The 23,235-nt window shown below is 68.9% G+C and carries 21 protein-coding genes; 14 read left to right on the forward strand and 7 right to left on the reverse strand.

What is annotated here, in order from left to right:
• Nucleotides 1–29 precede the first annotated feature (29 nt).
• From NBG84_RS13200 to NBG84_RS13245, 10 genes are all read left to right on the forward strand, one after another.
• Nucleotides 30–1,772, forward strand: a complete 1,743-nt coding sequence (locus NBG84_RS13200) for an amidohydrolase (protein WP_250919578.1) — start codon at nucleotides 30–32, stop codon at nucleotides 1,770–1,772.
• A complete protein-coding gene (locus NBG84_RS13205) occupies nucleotides 1,769–2,758 on the forward strand; it encodes a PDR/VanB family oxidoreductase (protein WP_250919579.1) in 990 nt (329 codons plus the stop codon). The genes NBG84_RS13200 and NBG84_RS13205 overlap by 4 nt, the downstream gene beginning before the upstream one ends.
• Nucleotides 2,755–3,393: an MSMEG_1061 family FMN-dependent PPOX-type flavoprotein gene (locus NBG84_RS13210; RefSeq protein ID WP_250919580.1), complete on the forward strand. Its 639-nt coding sequence runs from the start codon at nucleotides 2,755–2,757 to the stop codon at nucleotides 3,391–3,393. Before NBG84_RS13205 ends, NBG84_RS13210 begins: the two co-directional genes overlap by 4 nt.
• 83 nt (nucleotides 3,394–3,476) lie before the next feature.
• The gene (locus NBG84_RS13215; protein WP_250919581.1) at nucleotides 3,477–5,165 is read left to right on the forward strand and encodes a CocE/NonD family hydrolase; all 1,689 of its coding nucleotides are present in this window, start codon (nucleotides 3,477–3,479) and stop codon (nucleotides 5,163–5,165) included.
• Between the two features lie 19 nt (nucleotides 5,166–5,184).
• Complete coding sequence (locus NBG84_RS13220) at nucleotides 5,185–6,861, forward strand: ABC transporter substrate-binding protein (RefSeq protein WP_250919582.1); 1,677 nt, start codon at nucleotides 5,185–5,187, stop codon at nucleotides 6,859–6,861.
• Between the two features lie 14 nt (nucleotides 6,862–6,875).
• The gene (locus NBG84_RS13225) at nucleotides 6,876–7,823 is read left to right on the forward strand and encodes an ABC transporter permease (RefSeq protein WP_250919583.1); all 948 of its coding nucleotides are present in this window, start codon (nucleotides 6,876–6,878) and stop codon (nucleotides 7,821–7,823) included.
• The gene (locus tag NBG84_RS13230) at nucleotides 7,820–8,737 is read left to right on the forward strand and encodes an ABC transporter permease (protein WP_250919584.1); all 918 of its coding nucleotides are present in this window, start codon (nucleotides 7,820–7,822) and stop codon (nucleotides 8,735–8,737) included. Before NBG84_RS13225 ends, NBG84_RS13230 begins: the two co-directional genes overlap by 4 nt.
• Nucleotides 8,734–9,729 carry an ABC transporter ATP-binding protein gene (locus NBG84_RS13235; RefSeq protein ID WP_250919585.1) on the forward strand — a complete coding sequence of 332 codons (996 nt, stop codon included), beginning with the start codon at nucleotides 8,734–8,736 and terminating at the stop codon, nucleotides 9,727–9,729. Before NBG84_RS13230 ends, NBG84_RS13235 begins: the two co-directional genes overlap by 4 nt.
• Complete coding sequence (locus tag NBG84_RS13240; RefSeq protein ID WP_250919586.1) at nucleotides 9,726–10,535, forward strand: ABC transporter ATP-binding protein; 810 nt, start codon at nucleotides 9,726–9,728, stop codon at nucleotides 10,533–10,535. The genes NBG84_RS13235 and NBG84_RS13240 overlap by 4 nt, the downstream gene beginning before the upstream one ends.
• Before the next feature lie 80 nt (nucleotides 10,536–10,615).
• Nucleotides 10,616–12,133: a class I adenylate-forming enzyme family protein gene (locus tag NBG84_RS13245; RefSeq protein WP_250919587.1), complete on the forward strand. Its 1,518-nt coding sequence runs from the start codon at nucleotides 10,616–10,618 to the stop codon at nucleotides 12,131–12,133.
• Between the two features lie 387 nt (nucleotides 12,134–12,520).
• On the opposite strand, the gene NBG84_RS13250 is transcribed toward NBG84_RS13245, so the two are convergent.
• Nucleotides 12,521–12,754, reverse strand: a complete 234-nt coding sequence (locus tag NBG84_RS13250) for a hypothetical protein (protein ID WP_250919588.1) — start codon at nucleotides 12,752–12,754, stop codon at nucleotides 12,521–12,523.
• Nucleotides 12,747–13,628: a mycothiol conjugate amidase Mca gene (gene mca / locus NBG84_RS13255; protein ID WP_250919589.1), complete on the reverse strand. Its 882-nt coding sequence runs from the start codon at nucleotides 13,626–13,628 to the stop codon at nucleotides 12,747–12,749. Before mca ends, NBG84_RS13250 begins: the two co-directional genes overlap by 8 nt.
• 175 nt (nucleotides 13,629–13,803) lie before the next feature.
• Between mca and NBG84_RS13260 the strand changes: the two genes are divergently transcribed.
• Complete coding sequence (locus tag NBG84_RS13260; protein ID WP_250919590.1) at nucleotides 13,804–14,205, forward strand: DUF4307 domain-containing protein; 402 nt, start codon at nucleotides 13,804–13,806, stop codon at nucleotides 14,203–14,205.
• A 371-nt stretch (nucleotides 14,206–14,576) separates the two neighbouring features.
• Entirely contained in the window at nucleotides 14,577–15,074 is a 498-nt protein-coding gene (greA, locus tag NBG84_RS13265; protein WP_250919591.1) for a transcription elongation factor GreA, read from the forward strand.
• A gap of 185 nt (nucleotides 15,075–15,259) precedes the next feature.
• Here the strand turns inward: greA and NBG84_RS13270 are convergent, their stop codons facing one another.
• From NBG84_RS13270 to NBG84_RS13285, 4 genes are all read right to left on the reverse strand, one after another.
• Nucleotides 15,260–16,111 (reverse strand): ABC transporter permease, encoded by an 852-nt coding sequence (locus NBG84_RS13270; RefSeq protein ID WP_250919592.1) that lies wholly within the window; start codon nucleotides 16,109–16,111, stop codon nucleotides 15,260–15,262.
• Nucleotides 16,108–17,127 carry an ATP-binding cassette domain-containing protein gene (locus tag NBG84_RS13275; protein WP_250919593.1) on the reverse strand — a complete coding sequence of 340 codons (1,020 nt, stop codon included), beginning with the start codon at nucleotides 17,125–17,127 and terminating at the stop codon, nucleotides 16,108–16,110. The genes NBG84_RS13270 and NBG84_RS13275 overlap by 4 nt, the downstream gene beginning before the upstream one ends.
• A gap of 791 nt (nucleotides 17,128–17,918) precedes the next feature.
• A complete protein-coding gene (locus NBG84_RS13280) occupies nucleotides 17,919–18,380 on the reverse strand; it encodes a rho GDP-dissociation inhibitor (protein ID WP_250919594.1) in 462 nt (153 codons plus the stop codon).
• A 199-nt stretch (nucleotides 18,381–18,579) separates the two neighbouring features.
• Nucleotides 18,580–19,392 (reverse strand): phosphotransferase, encoded by an 813-nt coding sequence (locus NBG84_RS13285; protein WP_250919595.1) that lies wholly within the window; start codon nucleotides 19,390–19,392, stop codon nucleotides 18,580–18,582.
• Nucleotides 19,393–19,825: 433 nt separating this feature from the next.
• Here NBG84_RS13285 and NBG84_RS13290 point away from each other — a divergent pair, with 433 nt between their 5' ends.
• Nucleotides 19,826–20,932, forward strand: coding sequence for a helix-turn-helix domain-containing protein (locus NBG84_RS13290; RefSeq protein WP_250919596.1), 1,107 nt, complete (start codon nucleotides 19,826–19,828; stop codon nucleotides 20,930–20,932).
• Between the two features lie 119 nt (nucleotides 20,933–21,051).
• Here NBG84_RS13290 and ilvA read toward each other — a convergent pair whose 3' ends face one another.
• On the reverse strand, nucleotides 21,052–22,281 hold the full coding sequence (ilvA, locus tag NBG84_RS13295) for a threonine ammonia-lyase (protein ID WP_250919597.1): 1,230 nt from the start codon (nucleotides 22,279–22,281) through the stop codon (nucleotides 21,052–21,054).
• A 156-nt stretch (nucleotides 22,282–22,437) separates the two neighbouring features.
• Here ilvA and NBG84_RS13300 point away from each other — a divergent pair, with 156 nt between their 5' ends.
• The gene (locus tag NBG84_RS13300; RefSeq protein ID WP_250919598.1) at nucleotides 22,438–22,983 is read left to right on the forward strand and encodes a MarR family winged helix-turn-helix transcriptional regulator; all 546 of its coding nucleotides are present in this window, start codon (nucleotides 22,438–22,440) and stop codon (nucleotides 22,981–22,983) included.
• The last annotated feature ends 252 nt before the right edge of the window (nucleotides 22,984–23,235 follow it).

The following is a 23,235-nucleotide window of genomic DNA, read 5'->3' on the forward strand; positions in this document are numbered from 1 at the left end:
GCCCCTTTCACGGAACAGGCCGAAACCGCATGACCGACACCCGTATCCCGCCACGGCCCAGCGCCGCACCCAGCGCCCGGGCCAGGGGTGATCGGGCCGACCTGGTGCTCACCGGCGGCCCGGTCTTCACCGGTGACGCGGCCCGCTCCTGGTCGGACGCCGTGGCGGTGCGCGCCGGACGGATCGTCGCGGTCGGCGCACCGGCGGCCCGCGCCCTCACCGGACCGGGCACCGAGGTGGTCGACCTGGCCGGCCGGCTGCTGGTCCCCGGCTTCGTGGACGCCCACGCCCACCCGGTCTTCGGCGGTCTGGAACGGGCCCGCTGCGATCTGCTCGCCGCGACCGGCCCCGCCGAGTGCGCCCGGCTGGTCGCCGAGTACGCGGCCAGGCATCCCGAGCGGCCCTGGGTGGTGGGCGGCGGCTGGTCGATGGACCACTTCCCGTCCGGCGCCCCCGACCGCGGGACACTGGACGCGGTGGTCGCCGACCGTCCCGTCTTCCTCCTCAACCGGGACCGGCACGGGGCCTGGGTGAACAGCCGTGCCCTCCAACTCGCCGGAATCGACCGCCACACCCCCGACCCCGCCGACGGCCGGATCGAACGCGCCCCGGACGGCACCCCCACCGGCACCCTCCACGAGGGCGCGGCCGACCTCGTCGCCCGGCACCTCCCGGAGATCACCGCCAGGGAGTACGAGGAAGCGCTCGTCGAAGGGCAACGGCATCTGCACTCGCTGGGGGTCACCGGCTGGCAGGACGCGCTGATCGGCGCCTACCTCAGCTATCCCGACCCGCTGGCGGCCTATCTCTCACTGGCCGGCTCGGGCAGGCTCACCGGCCGGGTCACCGGCGCCCTGTGGTGGGATCGCGAACGCGGTGTCGAGCAACTCCCCGAACTCATCGAACGCCGCGAGCGCGGCCGTATCGGCCGCTTCCGCGCCACCACCGTCAAGGTGATGCAGGACGGGGTCTGCGAGAACTTCACCGCCGCCCTGCTGACCCCTTACCTCCCCGCCCCGGGATCAGGCACCCAGGGCCCCGGTAGCGGACACAGCTATCTGACGCCCACCGAGCTCAACCGTGCCGTCACCGCTCTCGACGGGGCCGGCTTCCAGGTCCACTTCCACACCATCGGCGACCGTGCCGTACGCGAGGCACTCGACGCCGTCGAGGCCGCTGAGGCCAGCCGCCGACAGGGCGAAGGCTCCGTACTCCTTGGCCATGGCGGCGACAACCGACACCATCTGGCACACATCCAACTCGTCCACCCCGACGACATACCGCGCTTTCGTACGCTGCGTGCCACCGCCAACATGCAGCCGCTGTGGGCCGTGTGCGACGAACAGATGTCGGAGCTGACCCTGCCGTTCCTCGGGGATGAACGCGCCGCCCGGCAGTATGTGTTCGGTGCGCTCCGGGCCGCCGGTGCCACCCTGGTCGCGGGCAGCGACTGGCCGGTCTCCAGCGCCGATCCGCTCGCCGGAATCCATGTCGCCGTCAATCGCACCAGCCCCGGCGCCCGCACCGATCGGCCCTTCCTGCCCGAACAGCGGCTGCTGCTGGCCGACGCGCTCTGCGCCTACACCTCCGCCGGCGCCTGGGTGAACCATCTCGACCAGGTCACCGGCACCATCACCGCGGGCAAGTACGCCGATCTGGCCGTCCTCGATCGCAACCCCTTCGACGGATCACCAGGCCGCATCGCCGACACCCGCGTCGATCTCACCCTGGTCGAGGGCGCGCCCGTCTACCGACGGGAGGGCGCGCCATGACCGATGCCACGGCCGCCACCGGGAACGACGAACTACGGCTGCGGGTGACCCGACTGTGTTGGGAGGCCGACGGAGTGCTCTCCCTCACCCTGGCCGACCCCCACGGCAACGCCCTCCCCCACTGGCAGCCCGGGGCCCATCTGCGACTCACCCTGCCCACCGGCGTGGAACGGCACTACTCGCTCTGCGGTGACCCCGCTGACACCGGCACCTACCGGGTGGCCGTACTGCATGAGCCCCGCGGACGCGGCGGCTCCGAGTACATCCACCGCTTTCTGCGCCCGGGGGCGGTGATCGCGGCCGGGCGGCCCCGCAACAACTTTCCGCTACTGCCCGCGGCCCGCTACCTCTTTGTCGCGGGCGGTATCGGTATCACCCCCCTCCTGCCGATGCTGCGCGCGGCCGAACAGAGCGGTGCCCACTGGCGGCTCCTCTACGGCGGGCGAAGCCGGGCGTCGATGGCGTTCCTGGGCGAACTGGCCGGGTACGGGGATCGGGTGCGGGTCTCGGCCCGCGACGAGCGGGGGCGGCTTCCGCTGGCCGCGGCCCTCGCCGAGGCGAACGCCTCAGCCCCGGCACACGAACCGGTCGCCGTGTACTGCTGCGGACCGGAGGGCCTCCTTGACGCACTGGACGAGCAGTGCGCGGGCCGGAGCGGCCTTCGCCCCCATGTGGAGCGCTTCAAACCACCGGCGTCGCAGGGCGTCGAAGAGTCCAACACACCGGTGGAAGTGCGTTGTGTACGGTCCGGGACCACCGTCGAGGTATCCGCCAAGGAGAGCGTCCTCGACGCTCTGCTCGCCTCCGGCGTCAAGGTCCACGGCTCCTGCCGCGAGGGCATCTGCGGCACCTGCGAGGTCACCGTCCGCGCCGGCACTCCCGACCACCGCGACCACATCCTGGACGCGGCCGAGCGAGAGGCGGGCCAGGTGATGTACCCGTGCGTGTCCCGCTCACTGACCCCCGTACTGGAGCTGGACCTATGACCACGGCACCGCTGTCCACCCGCCCCGGGCGGATCGGCCTCGCCCGTGTCCGGGAGATCATCGGCACCCCCGAACCCGTGATGCGGCAGAAGGTCCTGGACCGTCTCGACGATCACTGCCGGCTCTTCATCGCGCACTCGCCGTTCTGCACCATCGCCTCCGCCGATCTCACGGGAAGGACCGACTGTTCGCCCCGCGGCGATCATCCGGGCTTTGTCCGGGTCCTCGACGATCGCACCCTGCTGATCCCCGATCGGCCCGGCAACCAACTCGCCGACACCTTCACCAACATCACCGAGAACCCCGGTGTGGGGCTGCTGTTCCTGGTGCCCGGCTATGCGGAGACCCTGCGGGTCAACGGGCGCGCCTACCCCACCGATGACCCCGATCTACTGCCGATGCTGGAGTCGCGCGGGCGGCCGGCGAAGCTGGCCACCGTCGTGGAGGTCGACGAGGCCTATCTGCACTGTGCCAAGGCCATCATCCGATCGGGCCTGTGGGAGGACGAGCCGCGCGAGCTCGCCGCCCAGCTTCCCTCCGGCGGGACCATCGCCGCCGCACACTTCGGCATCGCCGGTCTCACCGCGGCCCTCCTCGACGACGATCTCGCCGACGACTACCGCCACAACCTCTGAGCGGACCCGTACCCCCGCCGTTCACCAACCCTCGCCCGGCATCCAGCGTCCGTCCCGGAATCCGTCGCCCAGAGAGGAATCCCATGACCGTCCCGTTCCTGCGGATCGGCCCGTCACCGCTCCATGAGGGTGCCGAGCAGCACATGGTCCCCATGCGCGATGGCACCCGCCTCGCCACCGACATCTATCTGCCGACGGCTCCGCGCAAGCACGCGGCCGTCGTCAGCCGGATGCCGTACGACAAGGCCAGCGCCTATATGGCGGTCCACAAGCTCGCACCGCTCTATCTGGAGCGCGGCTATGTCTTCATCGCCCAGGACGTACGCGGCAAGTTCCGCTCCGAGGGCGACACCGTGCCCTTCGTCCATGAGGTCGAGGACACCTTCGACACCCTCGACTGGATCGCCCGCCAGCCCTGGTCCAACGGCGCCGTCGCCATGGTCGGCGACTCCTACCACGGCTATACGCAGTGGGCCGGTGCGGCGAGCGCCCACCCCGCGCTGCGGGCGATCGTCCCACGGGTCACCAGCTTGGAGATCTCCGACCTCAGCGGCCTGACCGGCACCGGTACCGACCACGCGCTGGGCCTCTACCACGCCAACTACTTCGCCCATATGTGGGTGGACCACAACCTCTACGCCTACGAGGTCGACTGGTCCCTGCGGCCCCTGCGGGACCTCTTCGAGGACGCGTTCGCCGCGATCGGCCACCGTTCCGCCGCCGTGGACAGTGTGATCTCCGGCCGTCCCCTCACCGACCCCTTCCGCGCCCAACACCCCTTCACGGCGCCCCCGGTGCCGGTACTGCACCGTGTCGGCTGGTTCGACAACCTCATCGACGCGTCGATGCGCGACCACACCGCCCAGCTCGCCGACCCACGCTGGCGCGACCACACCTATCTCGACGCCGACGCCTGCGACCACCACACCTACCACCTCGACCAGGCCCCCGTACCGCCCGAGCAGGACCACGGAGTGCACGAGTCGGTCCTCGACGCGGTCCTACCGCGCTATCTCGGCCGGACCCTGGACTTCCTGGACGCCTTTGTCTCCGGCCGCGGTGACCGCGCGGGCTTCCCCCGCGCCATCTGGTACCAGGGCCATGACGGTGAACGCACCGCCGCCTCCTGGCCGCCGCCGGCCACTCGTGAGCTGCGCCTCCACCCGGCCGGGGCCGCACAGGCCACCGCCAGCGCCGACGGCGGCGCCCTGACCGAGTCCGCGGAACGCGGGACGACGGCCGTCCGCTGGACCCATGACCCGCTCAACCCCGTACCGTCCTCGGTCCGCGACCCCTGGGTGCACCTCCAGGAGTATCCGCAGGAGCAGTCCGTACACGACCGGCCCGATGTGGTCACCTTCACCGGCGCCCCCGTCGAGGCACCGCTCGACCTGGTCGGTGCCGTCACCGCCCTGGTGGACATCGAAACCACCGCGGCGGCCGGCCACCTCTTCGTCAAACTCCATGACGTCGCGCCCGACGGCACCGCCCATATGATCGTGCGCGGCCAGCGCGGCATCACGGGCCACGGCCCGCAGCGCGCCCCCGTCGACCTCGGTCACACCGGATACCGGCTACGCCCCGGCCACCGGCTGCGCCTCCAGATCTGCGGCAGCGACTTCCCGCTGTACGCGCCCCACCCCGGCACCGATGGCGATCTGTGGCAGGCCACCGAGTTCAGCCCGGCCGAACAGACCCTGCGCATCGGCGGCGATCGCACCCATCTGACCCTCACCGTCTCCGACGGCTCCGCACAGCTGCACTCCGCATAGACGCAAGGAGACCACCCTCATGACTCTCCAGGCCGCAGGACCGAGCCACTCAAGACCTCGGCGCACCGCGCTGATCGCCGTCATCGCCGGCGCCCTCACCCTGACCGCGTGCGGCGGCGGGGACGGGACCAGCGGCGACGCGCCCACCTCCTTCGCCAAGGGCCAGGCCGACACCCCGGCCGCCAAGGGCCCTCTCGACTCCTACACCTGGTACGGCGACTACCGGGCCCCTTACAGCCTCGACCCCGTCAAGAACGCCGACTACCCCGAGCAGACCGTCCTGCCCAACATCTGTGAGTCGCTGCTGCGGGTCCGTAGCGACTACACCCTGGAACCCGCGCTCGCCTCCGCCTGGAAGCAACCCGACCCCAGGACACTGGTGTTCACCCTGCGCCAGGGGGTGAAGTTCGCCGACGGCACTCCGATGACCGCCGCCGACGTGGTGTACAGCCTGGAACGCAACAGAAAGCCGGCGATCACCTCCTCGTACAGCTCCCTGTACGCCAATGTCGCGTCGATCACCGCGGGCGGCACCAGCTCCGCCCCCACGGTCACGGTCAAGTTCCGCGAACCCAACGCCGTGTTCGTCAATGTCATGGCCACCCTCGGCGGGTCCGTCATGAGCCGCGCCCACGCCGAGTCCAAGGGCGCCGCACTCGGCACCCCGGCAGCGGGGGTGCTGTGCACCGGCCCCTACCGGGTCACCTCCTTCGACGGCGCCGGCGATCTCGTCCTGGAACGCAACGACCACTACTGGGACGCCAAGGCGGTGCGTTCGAAGAAGGTCACCTTCGTCTTCCCCACCGGCGCCCAGGCACTGTCCAACGCCATCGCCGGGAAGTCCGTCGACGGCGGCTTCAACATCCCCTCCCAACTGGTCCCCACCCTCGCCAAGGCGGCTGGCGGCAAGCTGTGGACCGGCGCCGCGGGAAGCTCGCCCCAGAACCTCGACCTCGTCATCAGCGACCTCAAGGGCGGCCCGCTGGCCGATGCCCGACTGCGCCAGGCACTCTCCGGCGCCATCGACCGCGAGGGCATCGCCCGCAGTGTGTTCTCCTCAGCGGCCGACCCGCTGTACGCGGTGGCCGGCCCCGGCACCTGGGGATACGAGCGCGAGCAGTACCAGAAGGCGTATGACGCCCTCACCGTCAAGACCGACCCCGTCCAGGGCAAGAAGCTCGTCACCGAAGCCGGCGCCACCGGCCGGAAACTGAAACTCGCCTATCCCACCGGCATCGACATGTACGCCAGTGTGGCCACCACCCTCCAGCAGGCCGCCAAGAAGATCGGCCTCGACATGGAGATCGTCGGCCTCCCCCTGGCCCAGTACGGCGAGATGTTCATCGACCCCGCCGCCCGCAAGCCGTACGACGCCTTCCTCACCATGAACTACATCCAGATCACCGAACCGGCGTTCCTCTACGGCTTTATCGCCACCCCCGACGGCCCGCAGAACTACGGGGGCTACGACAACCCCCAGGTCGCCGAGAAGATCACCCGCGCCTTCGGCACCACCGACGACAAGGCCAGGGCCGGGCTCCTGATCGAAGCCCAGGCCCAGTTGGGCAAGGATCTGCCCTGGATTCCCATCGTCGCCCCCCGCGCCACCGTCTATCTGAGCGACAGAGTCGCGGGCGTCCCCCTGACCTTCGCCTACATGGGTCGGCCCTGGGCCGGCTCCGTCGGCGCTCCCTGAGAGCGGGGCGCACCATGATGCGATTTCTCGCCGGACGCCTCACGGGGCTGTTCATCACCCTGTCGGTATCGAGCTTCGTGGTCTTCGGCGCGCTCTACCTCGCGCCCGGCAGCCCCGAATCGGTACTCCTCGGCAACAGCACCCCCACCCCGGAGCGCCGTGCCGCGATCCGGGAGCAGTACGGCCTCGACGACCCGTTCATGGCGCGCTATCTGCACTGGCTCGGCGACATCCTCCACGGCGATCTGGGCACCTCCTTCGTGGGGAACCAGCCGGTGTCCGGACGGATCGGCGCGGTCTTCGACACCACGCTGTACCTGGTCGGTGTGACCGCCGTGCTGATCGCCGCGATCGGCCTCGGCCTGGGGCTGCTCGCGGCCCTACGGCCGGGCCGGATCGACGCCCTGGTCTCCACCGTGACCGCGGTGGTCGCCGGTGTCCCGGCGTTTGTCGCGGCCTCCGTGGGCATCTCCGTGTTCGCCGTACGACTCGACTGGTTCCCCGCCTACGGAGCCGGTGGCGAAGGCTTCCTCGGCCGCCTGCACGGGATGGTCCTGCCCGCCCTCTCGCTGGCCCTGATCGCTTCGGCACTGCTCGCCCGGGTCACCCGGGCAGCGGTCCGGGCCGAACTGGACAAGGAGTACACGCAGACAGCCCGTGCCCGAGGCATCCCGGGCCGACTCATCGTTGTGCGCCATGTGCTGCCCAACGCGGCGCCGCCCATCGTCACCGTCGGCGGACTACTCGTCGCCGCGCTCTTCGCCGGAACCGTCGTCGTCGAGAACGCCTTCGGGCTACCCGGCATGGGCTCCCTGCTCATCGGGTCCGTCAACCAGAAGGACTTCCCGACCGTGCAGGCCGTGACACTCCTGATGGTGACGGCCTTCGTCCTCGCCAACCTGGTCGTCGACATCACCCAGCAACTCCTTGACCCCCGGCTACGCCAGGGAGGCACCGCATGACGCTCACCCAGCCGTCGCTCACAGCCGTGGAGTCCGCCCCCAGCAGGGCGAACGCGGCAGGGCGCCGGCTGCGAAACCGGCTGGGTGCCACGGGGTTGGTCGCCCTGTGCTGGATCGCGCTGATGATCGGGTGCGCAGCACTCGCTCCCGTGATCGCGCCCCATGACCCCAACGCGCAGGACCTGCTCCATGTCTACGCCGCCCCCGGTGGGGACCATCTCCTCGGCACCGACGGCACCGGACGCGACATCCTGTCCCGGCTGATCTGGGGCGCCCGCACCAGCCTGGTGGGCCCCGCGCTGGTCGTCCTGCTGAGCCTGGTGGTCGGACTGCCGCTCGCACTGGCCGCCGCCTGGCGCGGTGGCTGGCTCGACGCGGTCGTCGGACGCTTCCTCGACATCGTGTTCTCGCTGCCCGCGATCCTCGTCGCCGTACTGGCCGTCGCCGTCTTCCGGCCCGGCCCGGCACCCGCGATCCTCGCCCTGGCCGTCGCCTATCTCCCCTATGTGGCCCGCGTCGCCCGCAGCGCCGCCCTACGCCAGCGCGCCATGCCCTATGTCGCGGCCCTCACCGTCCAAGGCCACGGTGGGGTGGCCATCTGCGCCCGCCATCTGCTCCCCAACATCACCCCGGTGGTGGGCGCCCAGATCCCCATCGCCTTCGCCAACGCCCTGATGGACCTGGCGGCCCTGTCCTTCCTGGGGCTCGCCGTGCAATCCCCGCAGGCCGACTGGGGCGTCCTGGTCAACGACGCCCAGGCCGTCCTGCAAGGCCACTCGTCCCAGGTGGTGTACGCCGGTGTGCTGATCATCGCCACCGTGGTGGCGTTGATGCTCATCGGCGACCGGTTGGGCGGAGACATCCGCCGTCGGCGTGTCCGCCGCGCGCCCCAGCCAACCGGGAGAACCCCATGAAACCCCTGCTCCAACTCGACCGGGTGTCCGTGAGCATCCCCATCGACGGCGACCCCCGCCGGGTCATCAGCGATGTCTCCCTGGATCTCGCACCGGGCGAGGCGCTGGGCGTGGTCGGTGAGTCGGGCTCCGGCAAGTCCATGACCGCCCGTACCGTGATGGGTCTGCTGCCATCCGGCAGCAGTGTGGCGGGCGCCGTCCGGTTCGACGGCACCGAGCTCTACGGCCCCGAGAACCAAGGCCGCGCCGGACGGTCCCGTACCGCCGCCGCCCGCCGGGACATCGGCATGGTCTTCCAGGACGCCCGGGCGCATCTGGACCCACGCCAGCGCATCGGCGACTTCCTCGTCGAGACCGACCGCGGCGGCGCCGCCCGCAAGGCGGCCGTGGAGACGCTGGATCGGGTGGGCATCGACGACGCGGCGCGGCGCATGCGCCAGTACCCGCATGAGATGTCCGGCGGCATGCTCCAACGCGTCATGATCGCCTCGGTGCTGCTCGCCCGCCCCCGGCTGATCCTGGCCGACGAACCCACCACGGCCCTCGATGCCACCACCCAGGCCGAAGTCGTCTCACTCCTCGACGAACTCCGCCGCGAGGACGGCACCGCCCTCGTCTTCATCACCCATGACCTCGATCTCGCGGCCACCTTCTGCGACCGGGTCGCGGTCATCTACGCCGGCTGCCTCCAGGAGGTCCGCCAGGCGGAGTTGCTCATCCGGGCCCCGCTGCACCCCTACACCCGCGGGCTGCTCGCCTCCCGGCCGGCCACCGACTCCCGGGTGCCCAGGCTCCCCGTGGTCCCCGGCCGCCCGCTGTCCGCCTTCGAAGCCCCGCCCGGCTGCGCCTTCGCCGCGCGCTGCGCCCATGCCGTCGACCACTGCCATCAGACCCGGCCGGCCCTGACCGCCCGGCAGGGCGCGCTGGTGCGCTGCGATCGCCTGGCCGCCATCGAGGCCGCCCCCGTACCGGAGAAGGTGAACCGGCCATGACCGCCGCCCCCGTCGTCGATGTCCACGAGTTGCGCAAGGTCTATCGAACCGGCACATCGGGGCCGCTGGGACCGCGCCGGAACGAGTTCGTGGCCGTCGCCGGAGCCACCTTCCAGGTCGCCGCCGGCGAATGCCTCGGCATCGTGGGTGAATCCGGATCGGGCAAGAGCACCACCGCCCGGATGCTCGCCGGCCTGGAGCGGCCCACCGCGGGGACGATCTCCGTACTCGGCACCGACCGCAGCCGCCCGGCCCGCCGGGCAGCCGAACGCCATCTGCGCGGCGGCCAGCTCCAGATGGTCTTCCAGGACCCCTACACCTCGCTCGACCCCCGCCAGACCGCCCGCGACACCATCGACGAGACGCTACGTCTGCACACCCGGCTGAGCCGCGCCGAACGAGCCGACCGGGTCAGCGAGATCGCCGCATCGGTGGGCCTTGACCAACGGCAGGCGCACGCGCTGCCCGCTGGTCTCTCCGGCGGCCAGCGCCAGCGCGTCGCCATCGCCAGGGCACTCGCGGCCGACCCCCGGGTGATCGTCCTGGACGAGGCCGTCTCCGCGCTCGATGTGTCCATCCAGGCGCAGATCCTCAATCTGCTCGCCGACATCCGGGACGCCACCGGCGTCGCCTATCTCTTCATCACCCATGACCTGGCCGTGGTTCGCCATATGGCCGATCGCGTCCTGGTGCTCAAAGAGGGCCACATCGTGGAACAGGGCCCCACCGCAAAGGTACTGGACCACCCGGAGCACCCCTACACCCAGCGGCTACGGGAGAGCGTCCCTGCCCGGGGCACCCCGTGACCCACCGCCGGTACCGCCACCAGCGACCGCGCAGGGCGGCACTCACCCCGCCCGTGCTCCAGACACCGATGGAGGACCCCGTGAAGGGACCCGGAGACATCCTGCGCCGGGCGGCAGCCCGGTTCGACGCCAAGACCGCGCTGATCACGGCCGACCGTACGCTCAGCTACACCGAACTCGACACCGCGGCCGGCCGGGTGGCCGCCGCACTCGCCGCCCGTGGGGTCGGCCCGGGCCAGACGGTGTCGCTGTACGCGCAGAACCGCTGGGAGTGGATCGCGGCCTACCACGGCGCCCTGAGAGCGGGCGCGACCGTCAACCCCGTCAATGTCATGCTCACCACCGAGGAACTCGCCTTCGTCCTCAAGGACTGCGGGGCGGCGGCGGTCTTCACCTCGGCCGCACAGGCCACCGCCGTGGCCGAACTGACCGGGGACCTACCCGAGCTCCACACCGTCGTCTCCTTCGGCGGCCCGGCCTCCGGCGCGCTCGACTTCGACGAACTGATCGCCACCGAAGCCCCGGAACCGCAGTTCGCCGTGGACCCCGATCTGCCCTGCACCATCGGCTACACCTCGGGCACCACCGGCCACCCCAAGGGCGCGGTGCAGAGCCATCGCGCGGTACTGCTCAACTGCGCCCTGACCGCGACCATGCACGCCCGGACCGAACACGACACGGTCCTCACCGCGCTTCCCGCCCCGCATGTGTACGGCAATGTCGTGATCAACGGGACCTTCCTCGTCGGCGGCACCGTCGTCCTGATGGAACGCTTCGCCCCAGCCGCCGCGCTCCGACTGATCGGCGAACACCGAGCGACCCTCTTCGAGGGGGTCCCGACGATGTACGCGACGATGCTCGCCGACCCGGCGCTGACCGAGGCGGACCTGACGTCCCTGACCCGCTGTACGGTCGGCGGCCAGACCATCCCCACGGCGACGATCGAGCGATGGGAAGCCCGCAGCGGGGCCCCGCTGATCGAGCTCTGGGGAATGACGGAGATTTCGGGCCTGGGCACCACCCACAGCCCCCACGCACCCGCGGTACCAGGGTCCATCGGCGTCTCACTGCCCGGGGTCGAGATACGGATCGCCGACCTCGCCGACACCACCCGCGGCGCCCCCACCGGGGTACCGGGTGAGCTGCTGGTCCGCGGCCCGATCGTGATGCTCGGCTACCACCGAAACCCCGAGGCCACGGCGGAGGCGATCAGCCCGGACGGCTGGCTGCGCACCGGCGACATCGCGACCATGGACGCCACCGGGCATGTCTTCGTCGTCGACCGCCGCAAGGACATGGTGATCACGGGTGGCTACAACGTCTATCCCGCGGAGATCGAACGGATACTCGCCGAGCATCCAGCGGTCGCCATGGTGGCTGTCGGCCCGGTGCCCGACCCGGTGAAGGGCGAACTGGCCTGTGCCTATGTCGTACGGGTCCAGGGCGCGGACACCACGGCCGAAGAGCTCATCGCCTTCGCCGGGGACCGTCTCGCGGCCTACAAGCGACCGCGTCTGATCCGCTTCGTCCCCGATCTGCCCAAGACATCCACCGGGAAGATCATGCGCCGCTCACTGATCACCTCATACGAACAGTGATCACCGCTACCGGTGGGCGGTGGGCGGTGGCGAGCGAACACCGACGATCGGCCGATCGTCTCTTTCCCTCACCGGTCTCTCCAGCACCGGTGCTGGAGAGACCGGTGCCGCCCGCCTGGACGCCGCATCCGGACCGGTCATCGCATCCATGCCGGTCGTCCCGGTGGGACCGTCATCGCGGCAGGAGCGGTCTTCACAGCCGGAAGGGGCCGCTGAGGCCCGTCTCCCGGCCGGCTGCGCCAGGGCAGCACGGTCGCTGCTCTCCCTGACGGACCGCTACCACCGCTCGGTCACTGACCGTAATCACCCAGGGCGATCGCGGACCCGCACCCCGACCTGCCGTCACCGGGGGCGGCGCGGCTCGGCTGTCGGGTCAGCGGCCGCTGGTCAGGCGCCGCTGGTCCGGGGGGACTGCTCCGCCTTGGGGTCTGGAGCCTCTTCGAAGTCGATCTGCCCCATGTGTCGGTTCATGGACTTCATCAGGAACCAGACGCCGACGGCCAGCGCCGCGAAGACCAGGAACCCGAGGACACCGGGGGTGACCTTGTTCTCGTCGAGCTCCTTGGCAAGGGTGGCCGCGTGCGTCATTGCGAGGTTTGCGCTTGCGCTCATATCAGGCATTGTCGCGGATGCCCGCGAAGAGGTCGTCCTCGGGGAGGGAGGTATCGACCAGAGACTTCACCAGCTCGTACTCCTCGGTCGGCCAGACGTCCTTCTGAAGGTCCAGCGGAACCCGGAACCAGCCGCCTTCCGGGTCGATCTGGGTGGCGTGCGCGATCAGCGCCTTGTCCCGGATCTCAAAGAACTCCGCGCACGGAACGTGCGTGGTCAGCGTCCGCTCAACGTGCTCGAACTCACTCCAGCGCTCCAGCCACTCCCCGTACGGGGACTCCAGGCCGCGCGCCAGCAGCGCCTCGTGCAGAGCGACCGTACGCGGCCGGTTGAAGCCCTGGTTGTAGTAGAGCTTGAGCGGCTGCCAGATCGGCCCGAACTCGGACTCGGGGAAGCGCTCGCTGTCCGCCGCCCCCTCGAAGGCCACCATGGTGATCTTGTGGGTCATGATGTGGTCGGGGTGGGGATAGCCGCCGTTCTCGTCGTAGGTGGTGATCACCTGGGGACGGAACGAGCGGATGGATCGCACCAGCCGGCCGGCGGCGCTCTCCACGTCCTCCAGTGCGAAGCAGCCCTCGGGCAACGGCGGCAGCGGGTCGCCCTCGGGGAGACCCGAGTCAACGAACCCCAGCCACTCCTGCTCGACGCCCAGAATCTCGCGGGCCTCGTCCATCTCCTTCTTACGGACGTCGTGAATGTTCTCTTCGATGTACTTGTCACCCACGAGCTTGGGGTTGAGGATGGAACCGCGCTCGCCTCCGGTGCAGGTCACGACCAGCACATCCACCCCCTCGGACACATACTTGGCCATCGTGGCCGCGCCCTTGCTCGACTCGTCGTCGGGGTGGGCGTGAACGGCCATCAGCCGCAGCTGCTCAGTCAAGACTCGATCCTCAGTGATTCGTCGTGATGCGTCGCAAATGGTCTGTACCGTCCGGCAGGACTTCCGCCGCCCGGACGTCATGCAGGGTGCCGGTCATGAAGCCGAAGGGGGCTTCTATAGTGACCGAATCGGGGGAGGGAAAATTCCGGCGTCCCCCAGTCCTGGAGGAAAGACCATGACCGCCGTGCGCGAGCAGCTTCCCGAGGGCCGATACGGGCGCTCGGCAGACCAGCGCGCCGACCGCAAGCTCAAGATCCTAGGAGCGGTCCTGGGCGTCGGGTTCATCGGGATGGTCGGCTGGTTCGGCTATGACTACATAGCGGGTCAGAAGATCAGCGCCGAGGTGATCAAGTTCTCGGTGGTGTCGGACTCCGAGGTCCAGGTGCATCTGGAGATCCGTAAGGACGCTTCGGCGAAGGGCACCTGCACCGTGCGTTCGCGGGCCGAGGACGGCGGCGAGGTGGGCCGTCTCGAAGTGGCGGTGGACGACGGCAAGGCCAGGATCGACCAGGTGGTCAAGATCCGTACGACGTCCCTGGCGACCAGCGCGGAGCTGGCCCAGTGCACCAGCGAGTAGCGCCGCACGGCCGGACAGCGGTGCGCCGGTAGGAGACCGGACGCCTGTCGCGTTCTCCCATCCAGGCCATCCGTGTGACGCCTGATGGCCGTGTGACATCAGTCCGGCCCGCTGGGGCCCGGGGGCGCTCTGATCGGCCGGGCCGGGCGGCTTCGGTGCCGCCCTGATCGCGAAAACGCGGTAACGGCTGCGGAGAATCTTGACGCCGCCGGCCGGATTCCCGCACTGACCTGCACCGATGTATGTCTGAGGGCTTTTGTTCTCCCCCTTACGCCGCGAAATTGTTAGGCTCGTGGTTTCGCCCACCCAGGAAGGCACATCCTTCTGGGTAGGGCGTTGCTTTGTATTCCCAGTACCTACGAGGAGCACCTGTGACCCAGACCAGCGAAAACGTCACCTGGCTCACCCAGGAGGCGTACAACCAGCTCAAGGCCGAGCTGGCGTACCTGTCTGGTCCCGCGCGCGTCGAGATCGCCAAGAAGATCGAGGCTGCGCGTGAGGAGGGGGACCTGAAGGAGAACGGCGGGTACCACGCTGCCAAGGAGGAGCAGGGCAAGCAGGAGCTCCGGGTGCGCCAGCTGACCCAGCTCCTGGACACGGCGAAGGTCGGCGAGGCGCCGGCCGACGACGGCATCGTGGAGCCCGGCATGGTGGTGACGATCGCCTTCGACGGCGATGACGACGACACCCTGACCTTCCTGATGGCTTCGCGTGAGTACGCCAGCTCCGACATCGAGACCTACTCCCCGCAGTCCCCGCTCGGCAGGGGTGTGAGCGGCAAGAAGGTCGGCGACACGGCCGCGTACGAGCTGCCGAACGGCAAGGCGGCCTCCGTGACGATCCTGGCGGCCAAGCCCTACGGCGGCTGATGACACCAGCGCTGACCGCGCACGGACGCGGTACGGGCCGAACGCCCGCAACCAGCGGATACGAAGGCGGCCCGCGAGCGTCGCCGGGCGCCGGGCCATCGGGCCGGGCGCCGATCGGACAGAGTCAGGGCCGGATCGCATGAGGCGATCCGGCCCTGTTCCGTGCGGTGTCGCCCCGGCCGGGCTCAGCCAGCGGCCGAGCGGTACTTGCGCACCGCCAAGGTGCGGAAGAGCACGATGATGACGATGGACCAGATCAGCGAGGCCCACACCGGGTACTGCATGGGCCAGGCGTCGGACTGGGAGACCCCGGGGTTGCCGAACAGCTCACGGCAGGCTTGGACCGTGGCGCTGAAGGGGTTCCAGTCGGCGATATGGCGGAGCCAGGGGGTCATCTGGCTGGAGTCCACAAACGCGTTCGAGACAAAGGTGACCGGGAAGAGCCAGATCAGCCCGCCGGAGGTGGCAGCCTCAGGCGTTCGGACCGAGAGCCCGATCAGCGCGCCGATCCAGGAGAACGCGTATCCCAGCAGCAGTAGCAGACCGAAGGCGGCCAGCGCCTTGGGGATGCCCTCATGGATGCGCCAGCCCACCAGCAGGGCGACGATCACCAGCACGACGATGGTGAGGGCGGTCTGGACGAGGTCCGCGAGCGTACGTCCGGTGAGGACGGCCCCCCGCGACATGGGAAGCGAGCGGAACCGGTCGATCAGTCCCTTGTGCATGTCGTCGGCGATGCCGGCGCCGGATCCGGCCGTGGCGAAGGTGACCGTCTGCGCGAAGATGCCCGCCATCAGGAAGTTGCGGTACTCCACGGCGCTGGTGTTGCCGCCGACGCTCACCGAACCGCCGAACACATAGCTGAACAGCACCACGAACATGACCGGCTGGATCATGCCGAAGATGATGACTTCGGGAATTCGGGTCATCCTGAGCAGATTCCGCTTGGCGATGACCAGCGAGTCCCGCACCGATTGAACGATGCCGCCCCGGGGCAGCGGGGCCGTGAGATTGACGGCCTCCGTGGTCGTGGTCACTTCGTCTTCTCCTTCTGGGATCCGCGGCCGCCCTGGCCACCGGGACGGGCCGCGTCCTCGGCCTCTTCCGCCGCCGCCTCGGCGGCATGGCCGGTGAGCGAGATAAAGACATCGTCGAGAGTCGGTCGGCGCAGACCGATGTCGTCGATCTCCACGCCCCTGGCGTCCAGGTCGCGGATGACCTCGGCCAGCAGCTTGGCGCCACCGGTGACCGGGACGGTGAGCTTGCGTGTGTGCTCGGCAACGGCGACTTCGCCCTTGCCGAAGCCCCTCAGCACCTCGGTGGCGGGAGCGATCTGATCGCGCTGGTGCACCACGACCTCGACCCGCTCGCCACCGGTCCTGGCCTTGAGCTCATCGGCGGTGCCACGGGCGATCACCTTGCCGTGGTCGACCACGCAGATGGTGTCGGCGAGATGGTCGGCCTCCTCCAGGTACTGCGTGGTCAGCAGCAGCGTCGTACCGCCCCTGACCAGTTCCTGGATGACCTCCCACAGCTGCTGCCTGTTGCGGGGGTCGAGACCGGTGGTCGGCTCGTCCATGAACATCACGGGCGGGGAGACCACCAGCGCGGCGGCGAGGTCGAGTCGGCGGCGCATACCGCCGGAGTAGGTCTTGGCGGGTCGGTCGGCGGCATCGGTGAGATTGAAGCGATCCAGCAGCTCAACGGCTCGCTTCTTGGCATCCCGACCGCTCATTTGGTAGAGCTGGCCGACCATCTGGAGGTTTTCGCGACCCGTCAGATACTCGTCGACGGCGGCGAACTGGCCGGACAGACCGATGGATCGGCGGACTTCATTGGGGTGCTTGAGGACATCGATGCCATTCACAACGGCCTTGCCGCTGTCAGGCTGAAGCAGGGTGGTCAGAACTCGCACGGCCGTGGTCTTGCCGGCGCCATTGGGGCCGAGAAGTCCAAGAACCGTGCCTTCAGGGACGTCGAGATCGACGCCGTCCAAGGCCCTGACCTCACCGAAGGTCTTGACCAGTCCTTCGGCGTAAATCGCGCCTGGCATAGGGAACTCCCATGGTGGCAGGTGGTTCGGGCGTCGGTGCCGGGGTGCGGACCCGTATCGAGTAGCCCTTTATATGCGGTTACTACGGACACATCATGATCTATCCCACGCCCACTGATGTCGCGATGAGACGTCGACAGTATCGCGATATAAATCGCGAATCTCAAGAGCTATCGCGATACATCGCAGCTTCATGTACGCGACACCCACACCCATCTCAGGCACGGCCCGCTGCCCTCACTCAGAGTGGCCTTGGCCGAAAGGCGCTGCCTCTGCGAGGTCACAACGCGGGCGCGCAAGCCGGTTGGGGGCGACTCAGTCGAGACCGCCGATCAGCGCTGTCGCCAGATCGCCGAAGCACGGCAAGCGGAATCGGGGTTCGCGACCGCCTTCGCCCCGACGAACGCATCCGGCCGGATGACCGACCGGAGCCGACCGGCCCGCCGGCGCACCGTTCACCTACCGAGGGGTGGGACGCGGACCATCCGCACAGGGAGGACAGTAGGCGCACCGACAGCACGGCGCCATTGGGTTTCGGCGAGCCCGCACGATCGCTCGCCGGTGAGACGGAAGGAGTCGGCCTCCCCCTTCCGTGCTTCGTCCACCGCGGACGGCCAACCTCTTCGCGAAAACGACGGCGGGCCGGGTACCTGGGTACACCGGCCCGCCGTCCGCGTTACTCCCCCTCACCCACCAGGGTGTCCAGCGAGCGGCGCATGACCTCGCACCTCGCCCGCGCACGCCCCCGCTGACTGCGCCTCAGGCTCGGCCCGGAGCGCGGAGGGTTCGCCTCACCACTCCGTCGCCAACTTGTACGACCACTTGAAGTCAGCGTGAACCGTGCCGTCATCACCACTGATACGCGAGCTGACGACATAGCTGCCCGCACGGGCCATCAATCCTGACGGGGCCTCCTCGACTCCGAGCCGCTTCGTGTACGGGTCAGGCAACGGGCCGTAGGAGCCCAGAGGTTGGTCCACCTTGTCGATCCTGAGCCCGGCCCGCTTCACCACATGCGCGTACCGCAGGCCCGATGCGATGCCGTGGTCCACGCGGAAGGTGATGGCGATCTGGTACTCCACGCCTTCCTTGATGATGACCGGCTGACTCAGGTCGACCGCGGCGGGGTCCACGGTCAGCGCCTTACCCTCTGGCAGCGAGTCGGACAACACGCTCAAGGTCAGCAGCGCCACTTGGGACGCTTCAGAAGACTCAGTCGGCAGCAGATCGCCATCGGTGTGAGGAGTGCTCATCAGGGCCTCTCTTTGATGTGCCGGAGATAGCCCCCGACACCCTACCCGCAATGATCACCCTCAGAAATCAGAGCGTCACAGATAGCGACACTCTCTGTTGTCTCGATCGGCACCTGGGCCGTGCGGCGCCCGCCCAGCCGATCCGCAAGCAAAGAGCAGCGCCCCCTCGCATCACGCCCGATAGCGCTATCTGCTCTGCTCAGAGGCCATTCGGCGGCTCATGGGGAAACTCAAGCAGGTGTCGAAACCGGGCATTGCTGCCCGCCGCCCCTGACTCCCCCACCTTGTCGGACCAATGCCGGCAGGTGACCTCCACCAGTGCCTTCACGGCCCTGGGGTCCGCCTGCCTCCACGCGGGGAAGCTCGCCAGCCACTGCCGGGCCGACTCCGGTGTCTGGTCACACTCCATGAGTCGCACTGCCGTGTAGGCGGCATCGACCCAGACCGGGCCCAACGCGGGCATGGCCCAGTCGATGACATACGCACTCCCCCCACGGCTACCGATCATGAGGTTATGCGGATTGGTATCGGTGTGCAGCAGATGTCCCCCGCTCAACAACTCCTTCTCCCCCGGCTCCAGATAGCCGGCGTACCGCTCCACCAGGGGCGGTACGGGGAAGTCAGGGACGCGCAGACAGTGCATCAGCCGAAGGGTCCAGCCGATCGCCGCAAGGTCCTCACCCGTACTTAAGTCGGCGTGCCGGCCGTCGAGATGGGCGAAGACAAGGCAGTACCAACCCGCCGCCCGCGCACTGTGCCGAATGGTCGCCGCGATGCCCCGCACCGTGGGATTGATCAGCTCTTCCATCCGGAGTGCGGCGACCTCGTCCAGTTGGGATTCGCGTACTCCCTTGAGGAAGAATCGCCCGTTGCGTTGGGTGTGCAGAACCAACGCCGTTGAGCAGTTCAGCCCTTCAGTAACGACCTCCGACTCGATCACCTCCCCCGTGCGCGCTTCTACCGCTTGCCGCAATCCCCCGGGGAGGGCATCCCAACCGACGCGTTCAGACATTGCTTGCCTCTCCAAGTGCGAGGGGACACCGACGTCCGATGCGCCCTGTCCGCTCAGTTTCTAGCCTTGGGTCACACCACACTTGCGACACCGGTTCTTTCCGCTCCAACCAACCCATTTGTGGTCGCACTCACTCAGAATCCATGGCTTCATACGTCGATCCTGCCCCCGTTTCTTTCGCGTTCGATCTCTTCGGAAAGCCCGCCCAGCCGAGCCCTTGCGGGCCGTCGTGGCGAGTCGGTGAGGAGGTACACACCCTGGGGTGCGTAGATGAGAGTGCGCCGGGTGGTGCGGAGTCGCACATAGGGGCGGAATGGGGGCAGGTGCTCGTCATGGAAGGGGGTGTGCCGGTCCCTGGCGTGTTGCGGTGTGAGGGTGGCCCAGGGCCCGTGGCAGGCATCGAGCCGAACCGGCCCATGGGCAAGATGAACCAATGGGCATTGGGGCATTGACCAGGGACCTACGCAAAGCGCGAGGATGGTCACAGGGACGACTCGCGGATGAAATCAATATCGCGTTCGGAACGTCCCTCACACGGGAGTACGTCAGCCGCTGGGAGCGTTCCAAGGTGGCACCAGGCCCCTTCTATCTCCGGTGTCTTTCGGCCGTCCTGGACGTGCCCCTAGCTGTCCTTGAGGGTGAAGTGAAGCGTCGTACTTTCCTGTCCGATGTGGCGGCCACCGCCATAGCCCCCGTGGTGGCCTCAGATCTGCTGAGCACCGGGTTTTCCGCCAGGCTCAAAGGCGGGCCTTCCGTTGAGGAGTGGGAGGAGAAGCTCTCCACCTATGGCACGGAATACATGAGCCTTGGCGCTGAGGACATTCAACGGCGGGTGGCGGGCGAGCTCGTCCTCGTGCAGCAGCAGTTGGACGAGCCCCGGTTGTGGTCTGTCGCGGCCCGGCTTATGACCCTGTACGCGAAGACGTTCCCCGGAAATGACGGAGCGAAGGCGGTGAGCTGGTATCGGCTCGCTGCCGCAGCCGCTGATCAGTCGGCAGACGATCAGACTCGGGTCTGGGTCCGGGGGCGGGCGGCGATCGCCCTTGGGTACGAGGGTGCCTCGCTCGGTGTCGCCGACCTGTTCGCGGATCAGGCCGTGGCGATCAGTGACCAGCCATCCCTGGGGCTCTTGAACGCCCTGATGGGCAAGGCTCACGCGGCGGCCGTCCGGGGCGACTCTCAGACCGCACGACGTCTGCTGGACCAGGGGCTTCGGGTCTTTGAGCAGGCGGGGTCATACGAGCAGACATCTGACTACGCCGTTCCCTGGTGGCGCATGAATGTCTTCGTCTCGCTTCTCGCCGCTCGCCTGGGCGATGAGACTGCGGCGGTTGACGCACAGGATGCCGCGAGGGCGGACCTTCCCCGCGCGCTCCCCCGGTTCGCAACACACCTGGAGATGCATCGGGGACTGATGATGGCGAAGTCCGGCGACAGGAGAGGAGGCGCGACCTACGCCCGTGCGGCACTCAACGCGCTTCCTCCGGAGAAGCACTCGCTGACCCTGCGCCTCCTCATGGCGGAGATCGAGCCTGCCTGAGCCCGCCGGTCACCACCACGACGGGACCTGCTCCGAGCCCGCCGGTCGTCACCGCGAAACCGGCCTGCCCAGGTGCCCCAGTCGTCAGCGCGGCCCCGAACACCACCGGCGAGGGGCCCTCACCCCACCACCGTGTACCCCGCACCCCGCAGTGCCGCCGCGACCTCGTCGCAGTGCTCAGGCCCCTTGGTCTCCAGTTGGAGTTCCACCTCCACCTCCGTGAGCCCAAGGCGCGGGTCGGTGCGGACATGGCTCACGTCGAGGACGTTGGCGTCCAGCACCGACAGGGAACCGAGGAGGGCGGCCAGGGCGCCCGGGCGGTCGGTCAGGCGCAGGCGCAGGGAGAGGTAGCGGCCGGCGGCGGCCATTCCGTGGCGCAGTATGCGCTGCATCAGCAGGGGGTCCACATTGCCACCGGACAGGATGGCGACCACCGGACCGCGGAAGCTCTTGGGATCGCTCAGCAGGGCGGCCACCGGAGATGCTCCGGCCGGCTCGACGACGAGCTTCGCTCGTTCCAGGCAGAGCAGCAGCGCGCTGGACAGGGCGTCCTCGGAGACCGTGCGGACCTCGTCGACGAGCTCGTTGATGATGTGGAACGGCACGTCTCCGGGGCGGCCCACCTTGATCCCGTCGGCCATGGTCACCGGCGTGTCTATCGAGACGGGGTGGCCCGCGGCCAGGGAGGGCGGGTAGGCGGCGGCGCCCTCGGCCTGTACCCCGACCACGCGTACGTCGGGCCGCACCGCCTTCACCGCGACCGCGATGCCGGCCGCGAGTCCGCCGCCGCCGATACCGACGACGATCGTGCGCACCTCGGGGCACTGCCCCAGGATCTCCAGGCCCACCGTGCCCTGCCCGGCGATGATGTCCGGGTGGTCAAAGGGGTGGATGAAGACCGCGCCCGTCTCGTCGGCGTACTCCTGCGCGGCGGCCATGGTCTCGTCGACGACCTGCCCGTAGAGCCTCACATCAGCGCCGTACTCCTGTGTCGCCGCCACCTTGGGGAGCGGTGCCCCCACCGGCATGAAGACGGTCGAGCGCACTCCGAGCAGGGAGGAGGCCAGGGCCACCCCCTGGGCGTGGTTTCCGGCGGACGCGGCGACGACGCCCGCGGCGCGTTCCTCCGGGCGCAGTCCCGCTATCCGCACGTAGGCGCCGCGCAGCTTGAAGGAGCCGGTGCGCTGGAGGTTCTCGCACTTGAAGTGGACCGGGGCGCCCACCAGCTGTGACAGATGCCTGCTGCCCTCCATAGCGGTAACGCGCGCGACACCGGAGAGCATCTTCTGGGCCCCACGGACATCGTCGAGGATGACGGGGCGAAAGGTGTCAGGCCTGCTGAAGGTCATGACGCCAAGTCTCGCAGCTCACACGCGGCACGGCCGCCCGGCGAAGCCACTCCCGAACCGCTTGTTATGGGTTTTCCCAGGCCCGGTACGCACCGCCCCAGGGCCGCGTACTCTGTCCCCCACCAATCGACCACCGCACGAGAGAGCCCCCTGGCCATGCCCACTTCTCAGGACATGACGACTCATCTCGAACCTGGCCTCCTCGATGCTCTCCAGCACCAGGTCGCCCTCTTCGCACGTCGCGCGGAGCAGACCCGGCTCGGCGGGGTCGGCCAGGTCCGCAATTCCATGGACCGTGCCGCCTATCTGCTGCTCAACCGGCTTGACCGGGAGGGTCCGATGGGTGTGAAAGCACTCGCAGCAGGGATGGGCATCGACTCATCGACCGTCACCCGCCAAGTCGCACCGCTGGTCGACACCGGCCTGGTGAAACGCACCTCACACCCGGAGGACGGCAGGGCCGTCGTACTACAGCTCTCCCCTCGCGGTCAGGCTCGCCTCGAAGAGGTCCGCAGCTCGCGTCGAGAGCTGATGGCGCAGGTCACGGACGGTTGGACGGAGTCGGAGCGAGAGTCGTTCTGCACCCTGCTCACCCGTTTCAACACCGCGCTCTCGGACCGTCAGACAGGGATGTCACCGATCGACCAGGGGGTGGCCGGACTGCCCTCGATCAGCGCACAGAATCCGCCGACGGTGTCATAGGACACCCCACGCCCGGCGTCACAACACATCGCGTCCGGCGTGATGCGCCCAAACGCCCCTAGGCCCGTCCAACTCAGCAGGCTCCTCGGGGCGACCGTCCTCAAGGGTACGAACCCATACGGCTTCTTCGGCTCGTACGGTTCCACCGACGCAGACCCGTCCGCACCACATCGCCCGGAACGGGTACCACTGCACCGGACGGGTACGGCTTCACCGGCTCGTACCACTCCGCAAAGCCATCGCACGGACCTC

The sequence above is a fragment of the Streptomyces albipurpureus genome (assembly GCF_023701525.1).
GTDB lineage: Bacteria > Actinomycetota > Actinomycetes > Streptomycetales > Streptomycetaceae > Streptomyces > Streptomyces albipurpureus.

What these genes read in the sequence shown, in the direction of transcription:
- NBG84_RS13200 (WP_250919578.1), top strand. Translation starts at nt 30, where the DNA reads ATGACCGACACCCGTATCCCGCCACGGCCCAGCGCCGCACCCAGCGCC.
- NBG84_RS13205 (WP_250919579.1), top strand. Translation starts at nt 1,769, where the DNA reads ATGACCGATGCCACGGCCGCCACCGGGAACGACGAACTACGGCTGCGG.
- NBG84_RS13210 (WP_250919580.1), top strand. Translation starts at nt 2,755, where the DNA reads ATGACCACGGCACCGCTGTCCACCCGCCCCGGGCGGATCGGCCTCGCC.
- NBG84_RS13215 (WP_250919581.1), top strand. Translation starts at nt 3,477, where the DNA reads ATGACCGTCCCGTTCCTGCGGATCGGCCCGTCACCGCTCCATGAGGGT.
- NBG84_RS13220 (WP_250919582.1), top strand. Translation starts at nt 5,185, where the DNA reads ATGACTCTCCAGGCCGCAGGACCGAGCCACTCAAGACCTCGGCGCACC.
- NBG84_RS13225 (WP_250919583.1), top strand. Translation starts at nt 6,876, where the DNA reads ATGATGCGATTTCTCGCCGGACGCCTCACGGGGCTGTTCATCACCCTG.
- NBG84_RS13230 (WP_250919584.1), top strand. Translation starts at nt 7,820, where the DNA reads ATGACGCTCACCCAGCCGTCGCTCACAGCCGTGGAGTCCGCCCCCAGC.
- NBG84_RS13235 (WP_250919585.1), top strand. Translation starts at nt 8,734, where the DNA reads ATGAAACCCCTGCTCCAACTCGACCGGGTGTCCGTGAGCATCCCCATC.
- NBG84_RS13240 (WP_250919586.1), top strand. Translation starts at nt 9,726, where the DNA reads ATGACCGCCGCCCCCGTCGTCGATGTCCACGAGTTGCGCAAGGTCTAT.
- NBG84_RS13250 (WP_250919588.1), bottom strand. Translation starts at nt 12,754, where the DNA reads ATGCCTGATATGAGCGCAAGCGCAAACCTCGCAATGACGCACGCGGCC.
- NBG84_RS13260 (WP_250919590.1), top strand. Translation starts at nt 13,804, where the DNA reads ATGACCGCCGTGCGCGAGCAGCTTCCCGAGGGCCGATACGGGCGCTCG.
- NBG84_RS13275 (WP_250919593.1), bottom strand. Translation starts at nt 17,127, where the DNA reads ATGCCAGGCGCGATTTACGCCGAAGGACTGGTCAAGACCTTCGGTGAG.
- NBG84_RS13280 (WP_250919594.1), bottom strand. Translation starts at nt 18,380, where the DNA reads ATGAGCACTCCTCACACCGATGGCGATCTGCTGCCGACTGAGTCTTCT.
- NBG84_RS13285 (WP_250919595.1), bottom strand. Translation starts at nt 19,392, where the DNA reads ATGTCTGAACGCGTCGGTTGGGATGCCCTCCCCGGGGGATTGCGGCAA.
- NBG84_RS13290 (WP_250919596.1), top strand. Translation starts at nt 19,826, where the DNA reads ATGGGCATTGGGGCATTGACCAGGGACCTACGCAAAGCGCGAGGATGG.
- ilvA (WP_250919597.1), bottom strand. Translation starts at nt 22,281, where the DNA reads ATGACCTTCAGCAGGCCTGACACCTTTCGCCCCGTCATCCTCGACGAT.
- NBG84_RS13300 (WP_250919598.1), top strand. Translation starts at nt 22,438, where the DNA reads ATGCCCACTTCTCAGGACATGACGACTCATCTCGAACCTGGCCTCCTC.